This is a genomic window from Collinsella aerofaciens ATCC 25986 (assembly GCF_964259375.1).
In the GTDB taxonomy this organism is placed as follows: domain Bacteria; phylum Actinomycetota; class Coriobacteriia; order Coriobacteriales; family Coriobacteriaceae; genus Collinsella; species Collinsella aerofaciens_BO.
The window spans coordinates 34,250-45,209 of the sequence record NZ_CAXVJM010000018.1; the positions used below are offsets into that span (position 1 = coordinate 34,250).

At 61.9% G+C, this 10,960-nt stretch carries 8 protein-coding genes; 1 reads left to right on the plus strand and 7 read right to left on the minus strand.

The window, feature by feature from the left end; genetic code table 11:
• Window positions 1-144 precede the first annotated feature (144 nt).
• Window positions 145-1,815: an amidophosphoribosyltransferase gene (gene purF / locus ACEXKH_RS08275; protein WP_055251559.1), complete on the minus strand. Its 1,671-nt coding sequence runs from the start codon at window positions 1,813-1,815 to the stop codon at window positions 145-147.
• Between the two features lie 296 nt (window positions 1,816-2,111).
• Between purF and ACEXKH_RS08280 the strand changes: the two genes are divergently transcribed.
• Window positions 2,112-3,341, plus strand: a complete 1,230-nt coding sequence (locus ACEXKH_RS08280; protein ID WP_117564037.1) for a putative ABC transporter permease — start codon at window positions 2,112-2,114, stop codon at window positions 3,339-3,341.
• 100 nt (window positions 3,342-3,441) lie between these two features.
• On the opposite strand, the gene ACEXKH_RS08285 is transcribed toward ACEXKH_RS08280, so the two are convergent.
• The 6 genes from ACEXKH_RS08285 to ACEXKH_RS08310 form a co-directional block, all read right to left on the minus strand.
• Window positions 3,442-3,858, minus strand: coding sequence for a molybdenum cofactor biosynthesis protein MoaE (locus ACEXKH_RS08285; protein WP_373573753.1), 417 nt, complete (start codon window positions 3,856-3,858; stop codon window positions 3,442-3,444).
• 67 nt (window positions 3,859-3,925) lie between these two features.
• A complete protein-coding gene (locus ACEXKH_RS08290; protein WP_373573754.1) occupies window positions 3,926-4,924 on the minus strand; it encodes a class B sortase in 999 nt (332 codons plus the stop codon).
• A gap of 35 nt (window positions 4,925-4,959) precedes the next feature.
• Entirely contained in the window at window positions 4,960-5,424 is a 465-nt protein-coding gene (gene purE, locus ACEXKH_RS08295) for a 5-(carboxyamino)imidazole ribonucleotide mutase (RefSeq protein WP_006235810.1), read from the minus strand.
• Between the two features lie 534 nt (window positions 5,425-5,958).
• Entirely contained in the window at window positions 5,959-9,273 is a 3,315-nt protein-coding gene (gene carB / locus ACEXKH_RS08300; protein ID WP_195644884.1) for a carbamoyl-phosphate synthase large subunit, read from the minus strand.
• Between the two features lies 1 nt (window position 9,274).
• A complete protein-coding gene (carA, locus tag ACEXKH_RS08305) occupies window positions 9,275-10,720 on the minus strand; it encodes a glutamine-hydrolyzing carbamoyl-phosphate synthase small subunit (RefSeq protein WP_373573755.1) in 1,446 nt (481 codons plus the stop codon).
• A gap of 30 nt (window positions 10,721-10,750) precedes the next feature.
• Window positions 10,751-10,960, minus strand: a 210-nt coding sequence (locus tag ACEXKH_RS08310) for a hypothetical protein (RefSeq protein ID WP_373573756.1), incomplete at its 5' end; no start/stop codon positions are given.

Consider the following 10,960-nt stretch of genomic DNA (forward strand, 5'->3'; position numbering starts at 1 on the left):
TCCCACTACCGTGGCGCCGCGCGGGCGCCAAACGGTGCTCATAATTGCGTTCATTTCGGCGTGTGCCATAACAGCACCCGCCGTCATATCAACAAAACAGCAGGTAAAACCTACCAAAATATACCTGTCCCCATATGGCAGGTTTTAGGCCTCGCCGTGCTCCTCTTCCCAGCTGCGGTCGTCGTATTTCTCGACCACGGCGTCGTCGTCAAAGTACAGCGGCTTGTCCAGGTTGCGGGGCTTAAAGCCCTCCATAAACTTGTCGCGGCCAAAGCTCTCGGGAATCGCCACGGGATAGCGGCCGGTAAAGCACGCGTCGCAGTAGCCGCCCTTGGGCATGACCTTAAGCAGGCCCTCGACCGAAAGGAAGGCCAGCGAATCGGCGCCGATATACTCGCAAATCTCGTCGACCGTCTTGTTGGCGCTGATAAGCTGCGACTGCACGTCGGTATCGATACCGTAGAAGCACGGCCAAATGACCTCGGGCGAGTTGATGCGGATGTGAATCTCCTTGGCGCCGGCGTTGCGCAGCATCTTGACGAGCTGCACCATGGTGGTGCCGCGCACGATGGAGTCGTCGATGACGACCAGGCGCTTGCCCTCGATATTGTCGCGCAGCGGGTTGAGTTTCATACGCACGCCCATGGCGCGCAACTCCTGCGTAGGCTCGATAAACGTACGGCCCACGTAGCGGTTCTTGATAAGGCCCTCGCCAAAGGGAATACCGCTCTCGTGCGAATACCCCTCCGCGGGCGGCAGGCCGGAGTCGGGCACGCCGATGACCAGGTCGGCCTCGACGGGCTCCTCGTGTGCCAGCTGGCGACCCATGTCGTAACGGCAGGCATAGACGCTCTTGCCGTTCATGATGGAGTCGGGGCGGGCAAAGTAGACCTGCTCAAAGATGCAGTTGGCGGGCTCTTCGGCTGCAGGCACGCCCTGCTCGGATACCAGACCCTCGGCGCTGATGCGCAAGATCTCGCCGGGACGGACGTCACGGACGTACTCGGCACCCACGATGTCGAGTGCGCAGGTCTCGGAAGCAACGACCCAGCCGCCGGCGCGCGTGACACGGACGGCGGAGTCGACCGTCGCGGCGCCGTCCTGCGACGGCAGCTGCGAAACGGCTGCGGCATCGGCCTGGTCCAGACCCTCGTCCACCAGCTTGCCCAGCACGAGCGGGCGAATGCCGTGTGGATCGCGGAATGCGTAGAGCGCTTGCTCGTTGATGAGCGTCATGGCGTAGCCGCCGCGCACGAGCTCCATGGTCTTGCGAATGCCCTCGCGCAGATGGCCCGTACGCTGGGTAAAATAGCCGATGAGTTTGGTCGCGACCTCGGAATCCGAATTGGAGAGGAATGGCACGCCCAGCTCGATCAGCTGGCGGCGCAGCTCGTCGGTGTTGACGAGGGTGCCGTTGTGAGCAAGCGCGATAATGACGCTGTTGATGGTAGAGAGGTGCGGCTGAGAGGCTTCCCAGCTCTTGGCGCCGGCGGTGCCGTAGCGCACATGACCCACGGCCAGCTGGCCGGAGAGCGTCGACAGGTCGGCATTGGAGAACACGCGGTCGAGCAGGCCCAGATCCTTGCGGACCATAACCGTGCCGCCGTCACCCACGGCGATTCCCGCCGATTCCTGGCCACGGTGCTGCAGTGCACGCAGGCCAAAGTACGTCAGTCGAGCCACGTCGCGATCGGGCGCCCATACGCCGAAAATGCCACATTCCTCATGCAGCTGGTCGGAGTCCGGATCATACGTCGACATGGTGTTCACCTGTCCCGCGGCACGCTCGGCCGCGCGGATGGTTTCTTGAGACATGGCATCCCCTCAGAGCCTCGTATTTTTGGCGTTACCCGCCTTATTATACGCACGGCGCGACGCGCTCCCCGGCGCATGAGCAGCGCTTTTTAAAAGCCCACCGAGCTTATAATCCGTTTTGCAGCCAAACATTTTATTGGGCAATCGCCTCGGGACCGACGATCCCGCATGCTTCCGTTGCGGCGCGTCTCGCCCGCCGTTAGGGCTTACATTGTTGCAATTGGGACGTTCGTCCTGTCTTTTGGCAGGTCGGCGGCGTATCCTTATAACCTACAACAAAGCGAGAAAGGTTCTGTATGGATCGAAACGAACTCGACCCCAGCGTCCCCAGCGCCACGGAGGTCAAGAAGATCCCCCTCATCATTAAGGTGTACGCTGTCCTGTGCATCCTTTCCGGCGTGGGCACGCTCCCGTCGGTCGCTGCCTTTATGTGGCAGGTCATCACGGCACTTGTTAACGGCAACGCCACCGAAAAGCTCGGCGACAACACGCTCGTCGCAGTCGGCCTTATCGTCGCCGGCATCATGCTCTCTGCGGCAAGTGCCGTCATCCTAATCATCTTTGGCCTGGACCTTATCAAAAACCAGCGCCGCAACGCCGCCCGCCTGTCCTACATCCTTATTGCATTCACGGTCGTCGAGCTTTTGGTCGACGTGATGCTCCAGGGCATCGGGCCCTTCCTGCTGCGTCCCGCGATCCAGCTCGGCATCCTCGTTGCACTTTCGGCAACCGTCGACCCCACGCTTCGTCAGGAGCGCGAACTGCAGCGCCGCCTGCAGGAGATGCTCGACCGCGACGCCGCCGCCGAGGGCATGCTCGGGCGCGATGAAACCGGCGAAGGCTACATCAAGCTCAACTACTTCAACCTGTTCTGGGTGTTCTTTGTCTGCTGCATACTCGGCCTGATCGCCGAGGACATCTGGCACATGACGGTCGACGACCCGGGCGTCTATCAGAACCGCGCCGGCATGCTGTTTGGCCCCTTCAGCCCCATCTACGGATTTGGCGCCGTGCTCATGACCATGGTGCTTAATCGCTTCTACAAAAAGAACCCCATCATCATTTTCCTGGTGAGCGCCCTGCTCGGCGCCAGCTTTGAGGTGTTCGTGGGCTGGTTTATGCAGACCGCGTTTGGCGTGGTCTCGTGGAGCTACTCGCACATAACGCTGTTCGGTTTGCCCGATCCGCTCGTGGTCCTCACGGGCGGACGCACCTGCACGGGCTTCGCCTGCCTGTGGGGCCTGGGCGGCCTCATCTGGATCAAGCTGCTGCTGCCGAGGCTGCTTAAGCTTATCAACAAGATCCCCTGGAAGAGCCGCTACTCGGCCACCGTCATCTTTACCGTTATCATGCTGGTCGACGGCGTCATGACGCTGCAGTCGCTCGACTACTGGTACCAGCGCGTTAACGGCACGGAGCCGGACATTCCCGTCGCACAGTTCTACGGAGAGCACTTCGATAACGAATACATGGAAAACCGCTTCCAGAGCATGACCATGAGCCCCAAGGATGCGACGCGCGTGTAGCGCCACGCAATGCCGAGATTTTCCAACGCACAGAAAAGCCCACTGGCAGACTGATTGAACTGCCAGCGGGCTTTTTGTTGGCGAGCCGCCGCTGCCGGCCTTACGCCTCGCGCTCGACCTCGCTCACACACTCATTTTTGATGGTGCCGACGAGCGCCTGCAGCGCATCGACCACGTGCGGGCGAATGTCCCCGCCGATGAGCACGAGCATGATGTCGTCACCTACGGCAAGCTCGCCGCTTGCCAGCCACACGCGCACATAGCCGATACCCGGCATCGCGCGCGTGGCCCCGATAGCAGACCGTACCTTTTCGGCGTCGTAGTCAAAGACCATGCCGCCCACCCTGCGGCCTGGTGCCACGCCATCGGTCTCGACTCCGCGCACCTCGGCCTTGGGCGTCGCACGCACCACACCGTTATGCGTCAGATACATCCCGCAGCCTGCCGCCGAAGCATCGGCCTTGGCCTCGCGCAGCCAAGCATCAATCGAAGGCATCAATTTGCCACTCTCAAGCATCGTTTCTCCCTTACCGTCGTCGAGTAGCCAATTTGGGACGGGGCCTTTTTAGCTACTCTCGAACAACTTATTCCTCGACCGGCGTGAGCACCATGACGGCGCGCGTGTTGCTCAGCGACAGCGAACGACAGGTCACAAGCGTTACAACCTTAGTTGCCGAAGCGGCACGATCGGTAGCATCACTCGCCACGGCAGAAGCGCCGTCGAGCATCTCGAACAGGTAGTTCTTGAGTCCGTCGTCGCCCTCAAAATTGGTCGTGCGCGCCTTGGCATACGTGTCCTCGACCACCTTGGTCGCCAGCGGACGCAGCTTATACGTCGCATCGCGCGTGATGTAGTACACAAACTCGATGCTATCGAACGTCGCCTGATCAGTGGTGTCCGAAATCACGTTGAACATCGATCCGTCGTTCATATGGTGGCCGTAGATCGTGGTCTGCTGGTCGACCATTCCCGGCGCGGTGTCATCGCTATCCAGGAAAATGGCACCGGACGCGTTAGCCGTTCCGTCGAACAGCGTGTTGAGGTATTTGGAGTTGTTGTTGGTCTGCACCACGGGATAGTTGATGTTGGTTCCCGGCACGTAAATCCAACCCACAATCTCGGGGTTCGTCTGAGCAAGCGCATCAAAGTCGATAATCGGCACGCCGCTGGCGTCCTTATCGCTTACATATTGCTTCTCGATTTTCTGATACGAATCGCTCGCCTGCTTATAGCCAATCTGGGCATTAATAAAAATAGCGGCGGCGGCGACAATCAGACCGATACCGATGATGATGAGCAGAATGGGAATAATGGAGCGGCGCTTTTTGCGCGGCGGCTCGGTGCAATCCGACGGCGCGGCATGCGATGAAGCCCGGGGCGGCTTCTTAGCGGAGCTATAAGACGAAGGACGATATGCGGCCGGCGCGTCCTGTCGACGATGCGTCGCCGGTGTCACGGGGCGCGGCGCGCGCGGCTGCTGAGGAGAGGATGTCCGACCCTGCTGTGCCGCACGGGCAGCACCCGGCTTCGACGGATCGGGAATCTGAGAAGCCTTGAATCGTTTTCCCTGATAATCGGACATGGCTCTCCTTATACTGCGGTGAAACGGCGGAACGCTTAGGCGTCAGCCATCTCCTGCTTCATCTTCTCGATAACCTTGCGGTACTCGGGGTCGCAAGCACCCAGAATCTGTGTGGCATAGATGGCGGCGTTCTTGGCGCCGTTGATGGCAACGCAGGCCACGGGCACGCCCGAAGGCATCTGCACCATCGACAGCAGCGAATCCATACCGCCCAGGTCACTCGTCTTCATAGGCACGCCGATAACCGGCAGCGGCGTAAAGGCAGCCACGACACCACCCAGGTGGGCGGCCTTGCCGGCGGCGGCGATAATCACTTTGATACCGCGATCGGCGGCAGTCGAAGCCCACTCGTGGACCTTCGCCGGCGTGCGGTGCGCGCTCGCAATGACGAGCTCATAGGGCACACCCAGTGCCTCGAGCTCGGCGGTGCAGCCTTCCATAACGCCCAGATCGGACTTGGAACCCATGATGATCCCGACAACCGGCTTCTGATCTGCCATAAACATAGACCTCCTGTTGAGAGCGGTGACGCAGCGAATCCGCGACCCTTAACTACTGAGAGTAGTATAGCTGCTCCCGTCCCTGCGGTCTTTGTGGTGGCGGCTGAGCCTTTCCCTCGGGAACTGGGCTTCGCGAAGTTTCCCGAGGGAAAGGCTCAGCCGCCACCCTGCGACCTACCGGGGATTGCTATGACGTACGTTTGCTGAAATAAATGAGCTCCGGTTGCTTCGCAAAGTCGTTCAGATGAAAACACCAGACCGCCGCGGGGCACCCGGGGACCTACCGGGGATTGCTATGACGTACGTTGGCTGAAATATTAACGTGGGCTCTGTCGTTCATTCGAACGACAGAGCCCACACTCACTTTATTTCTCAGCCCTAGTCATCGCGCAAAGCCCCTTCGGCAGCACGCAGTGCAGCCAAGTCACCGCAGGCCGGGGCGGGAGGGGCTGAGTTTCCTCCTGAGCGACTCTGCTTGCAGCCGGAGCGAAAGGGGGAAATCTCGGCCCCTCCCGCCCCGGCCGGCCAGGTCAACTACACCGTGTGCTGTGGCAGGTCCTGCAGGGCGATGACGTCCATGCCCATGTCGTTGGCGCTGCCGTGACCCTGCTGGTCCTCGCGCACCGCCTCGATGGCGCTCACGTAGGTGTTGGCGGCAGACATCGCCGTCACGCAGGTCACGCCGCGACGCACGGCCTCGGTACGTAGCAGGTAGCCATCGCCACGCGAGCCCGGACCGTACGGCGTGTTGATGATTACCGCAATCTTGCCATCGGCGATGAGGTCGCCGATGTTGGGACGCTCGCCGTCGTGCGGGCCGCTGATCTTCTCCACGACTTCGCACGTCACGTTGCCGCCGCGCAGCACGCGCGCCGTACCCTCGGTGGAGCAGATGTCAAAGCCCAGGTAGCGCAGGATACGGGCGACCGAAAGGATATGACGCTTGTCGCGGTCGCACACGCTGATGAACACCTTGCCGCAGCTCGGATCGGGCAGCTTGTAGTCAATCGCCAGCTGCGTCTTGGCATATGCCTCGGGATAGCTCTTGGCGATACCCATGACCTCACCCGTCGACTTCATCTCGGGCCCCAGGATAACGTCGGCTCCCGGGAAACGGCCCCAGGGCATAACGGCTTCCTTCATGCAGAACCAATCGAGCTGACGCTCGTCGCTCGGCAGGCCCAGGCTCGCGATAGAATCGCCTGCCATGATACGCGCCGCGCACTTGGCCAGCGGCACGCCGGTGGCCTTGGAGATAAACGGCACGGTGCGGCTCGCGCGCGGGTTTGCCTCGATCACGTAGACGGTCTCGCCCTTGATGGCGTACTGCACGTTGACCAGGCCGCGGACTCCCAACGCCATCGCGATGCGGCGCGTGGTCTCGCGGAGCTTCGCCTGCAGGCTCTCACTAAAGCTGAACGGCGGAATGCACGTCGCAGAGTCACCGGAGTGGATGCCGGCCTCCTCGATATGCTCCAGGATACCGCCGATGTAGACCTCCTCGCCGTCGCACAGGGCGTCGACGTCGGACTCGATCGCACCCTCCAGGAAGCGGTCCAGATACACCGGGTAGTCGGGGCTAATGCGCGCAGCCTCGGCCATGTAATCGCGCAGATGCTCGGCATCGTAGGCGATCATCATGCCGCGGCCGCCCAGCACGTAGCTCGGACGCACCAGCAGCGGGTAGCCGATGTGCGCGGCCACGGCCTCGGCCTCCTCAAACGAGGTGGCCTGGCCCGCCGGCGGGTACATGATGCCCAGCTTGTCGAGCAGAGCGGCGAAGCGCTCGCGGTCCTCGGCAAAGTCGATGGCATCGGGCTTGGTGCCCATAATGTTCACGCCGCTCTCCTCGAGCATGCGCGCCAGCTTAAGCGGAGTCTGGCCGCCGAGCGTCACCACGACGCCGTCGGGACGCTCAACATCGATGACATCCATGACGTCCTCGTAGGTGAGCGGCTCAAAGTACAAGCGGTCCGAGGTGTCGTAGTCAGTCGAGACGGTCTCGGGGTTGCAGTTGACCATGATGGTCTCAAAGCCGCGGGCCGCCAGCGCGTAGCTCGCGTGTACGCAGCAGTAGTCGAACTCGATACCCTGGCCAATGCGGTTGGGACCGGCGCCCAGGATCATCGCCTTGGGCTTGTCTGCCGGCGTGGTCTCGTCAGGGGCAACGCACTTCTTGGCATCCGGGCTCGTGCGGTAGATGTTCTCGTAGGTCTTGTAGTGGTACTCCGTGGCGCTCGAGAACTCGGCTGCGCAGGTATCGACCGTCTTCATGCTGGGAACCACGCCCAGACCCTTGCGGTAGGCGCGCACAAAGCGCTCGTCCGATCCGGTCAGCGCAGCGATCTCGGCGTCGCTCGTGCCGTACTGCTTGAGCAGGCGCATCGCGTCGGCGTCGATATCCTCCACGCGCAGGCCGCGGATGCTCTCCTGAACCTGCACCATGTCGTTGATACGGTTGAGGTACCACGGATCGATACCGCAAATAGCGTGGATACGCGCGATGTCCCAGCCGCGGCGCAGGGCCTCGACCACAAAGAAGATACGGTGCTCGGTCGGGGTGGCCACAGCCTGGGCGAGCTCGTCGTCGCTCAGCTTGTCGGCACCCTCCTTGCCACCGGCGCAGATGCCCTGGTGACCGTCCTCCAGTGAGCGCATGGCTTTGCCGAAGGCCTCCTCAAAGGTGCGGCCGATCGCCATGATCTCGCCCACGGCCTTCATGCGCGTGGTGAGCGTGGGGTCGGTACCCTTGAACTTCTCGAAGGCAAAGCGCGGCACCTTAACGACGCAGTAGTCGATCGTGGGCTCAAAGCAGGCGGGCGTGGCCTTGGTGATGTCGTTGACGATCTCGTCGAGTGTATAACCCACAGCCAGGCGCGCGGCGGCCTTAGCGATGGGGAAACCCGTGGCCTTGGAGGCCAGCGCGGACGAACGGCTCACGCGCGGGTTCATCTCGATGACGATCAAGCGACCGGTGTTGGGGTTCACGGCAAACTGCACGTTGGAGCCACCGGTCTCGACGCCGATCTTCTCCAGAATGGCGAGCGAGGCCACGCGCATGCGCTGATACTCAAGGTCGGAGAGCGTCTGCGCCGGCGCCACGGTGATGGAGTCGCCGGTGTGCACGCCCATGGGGTCGAGATTCTCGATGGAGCACACGATGATGCCGTTGCCGGCGTGGTCACGCATGACCTCCATCTCATACTCTTTCCAACCCTCGATGGACTCCTCGACCAGCACCTCGTGGGCGGGCGAGAGCTCCAGGCCCTGGCTCACGATGGAGACAAGCTCCTCGTGGGTGTGAGCGATGCCGCCGCCGGCGCCGCCGAGGGTAAAGCTCGGGCGCAGTACGCAGGGATAGCCCACGCGCTCGGCAATAGCCTCGGCGTCGGCCACGCTGTAGGCATAGCCCGAGCGCGCGACCTCCAGGCCAATCTCAGCCATGGCCTCGTTAAAGAGCTTGCGGTCCTCGCCGCGCTCGATAGCGGCCAGGTCGCAGCCGATCATCTCGACGCCATACTTGTCGAGCGTGCCGTCTTTCGCCAGCTCGACGGCGGCGTTCAGACCGGTTTGGCCGCCCAGCGTGGGCAGCAGCGCGTCCGGGCGCTCTTTCTTGATTACGCGCTCGATAAACTCGGCGGTGATGGGCTCGACATAGGTGCGGTCGGCAAGACCCGGGTCGGTCATGATAGTCGCCGGGTTGGAGTTGACCAGGATGACCTCAAAGCCATCCTCCTTGAGCACCTTGCAGGCCTGGGCGCCGGAGTAGTCGAACTCACAGGCCTGGCCAATAACGATGGGGCCCGAACCAATGACGAGGATGCGCTTGATGTCAGTACGTTTCGGCATGTTAGTTCTCCTCGGTCTCGGTCGCGGCGTTCTCGGACTCAGCAAAGTTCCAGCCGGCAAGGCGGTCCTTCGCGGTGTCGATGTCCAGGTAGTTCTCCTCGCCGTCCATGAGTCGCGTAAAGGCGGTAAAGAGATAGTGGGCATCGGTGGGGCCGGGCGAGGCCTCGGGGTGGTACTGGACCGAGAAGCACGGGGCATCGAGCAGCTGGATGCCCTCGGCGGTGCCGTCGTTGAGGTTCACGTGCGTCAGGCGAATGCGGCCGAAGCGCTCGTTCATCACGACCGGCGCGATGCCGCGACGCACCCAGGCGCGCAGGTCGCCGTCGGCCTCATGCTCGGTCTCGCCGCCGGAAAGCTCCGGGATCAGTTTGCCCAGACTTGGGAACAGCAGGCCAAAGCCGTGGTTTTGCGCGGTGATCTCCACGCGACGGCTCACCAGGTTCATAACCGGCTGGTTACCGCCACGGTGACCGAATTTAAGCTTTTCCATTTGGGCACCGCATGCCAGGCTGATCATCTGGTGACCAAGGCAAATACCAAAGACCGGCACCTTGCCGATCAGCTGCTGCACCTGCTCGTAGGTCTCCACCACAGCATCGGGGTCGCCGGGGCCGTTGGACAAAAAGACGCCGTCGGGATTCATGTCGAGCACCTCACTCGCGGGCATATCCCACGGCACGACAGTAAGGCCGCAGCCGGCACGGACGAGACCCTCCAAAATGCCGCGCTTGACGCCGCAGTCGTAGGCGACCACGTTGTGGCGGGCAGGAGCGGCAGGAGCAAGCGCAAAGTCATGCGTAGCGGGCAGGTCGCACGCGGCAAAAGCGTGGGGCTCAGGGCAGCTCACGGTCTTGACCAGGTTCTCGCCCACCAGCGTCGGCGCTGCGGCCAGACGCTCGGCAAGCTCGGCGACGTCAAAGATCTCGGTCGAGATAATGCCCATCTTGGAGCCGTTGTCGCGCAGGTGGCGCACAAGAGCGCGGGTGTCGACGCCCTCGATAGCGACGATGCCGTGGGCACGCAGGTACTCCGGCACGCTGACGGCCGAGCGCCAGTTGGAAGGCGTGACGCACATGTCGCGGACGATCATGCCGCGCATGGCGGGAGCGCTCGCAGGGCGAGCGGTATCGCCGGGGAAGGCCGACTGGACGTCGGTCCCGTCGATGCCGTAGTTACCGATCTGCGGATAGGTCATGGTTACAATTTGGCCGGCATAGCTCGGGTCGGTCATGACCTCAAAATAGCCCTCAAGCGAGGTGTTGAAGCACACCTCGCCGGTCGCGGTACCCTCGGCACCGCATGCACGGCCATAAAAAATGGTCCCATCCTCAAGGTACAGGATGCAGGGACCGCAGGTGCCCTTGCTGGTTTTGGCCAGCATGCGCTGACAAAGCTCGCTGGGCGCGAAGGTGCGGGCAGCGGTGCCCGCAGTATGGTTGTTCGCCATAATTCTCCTTCCCGGTCTCTCCGGACCGGCTTAAAGGTTGGTAGTTAGGCCTTGCGGTATTTTAACCGCAAGTATGCGCCAAGGCGTTAATTTCATCGAAATGTTTACGAAATGATAATTATGACTTTCTATGCATAATGATTTTTCTGGGACGGGGATTAAAAAGGCTCTGTTAGACCAGGATTGACATTCCGCCCCGTCATCTTCTTGCGATTGCACAATGGTCGCCCCTTGTCGAAT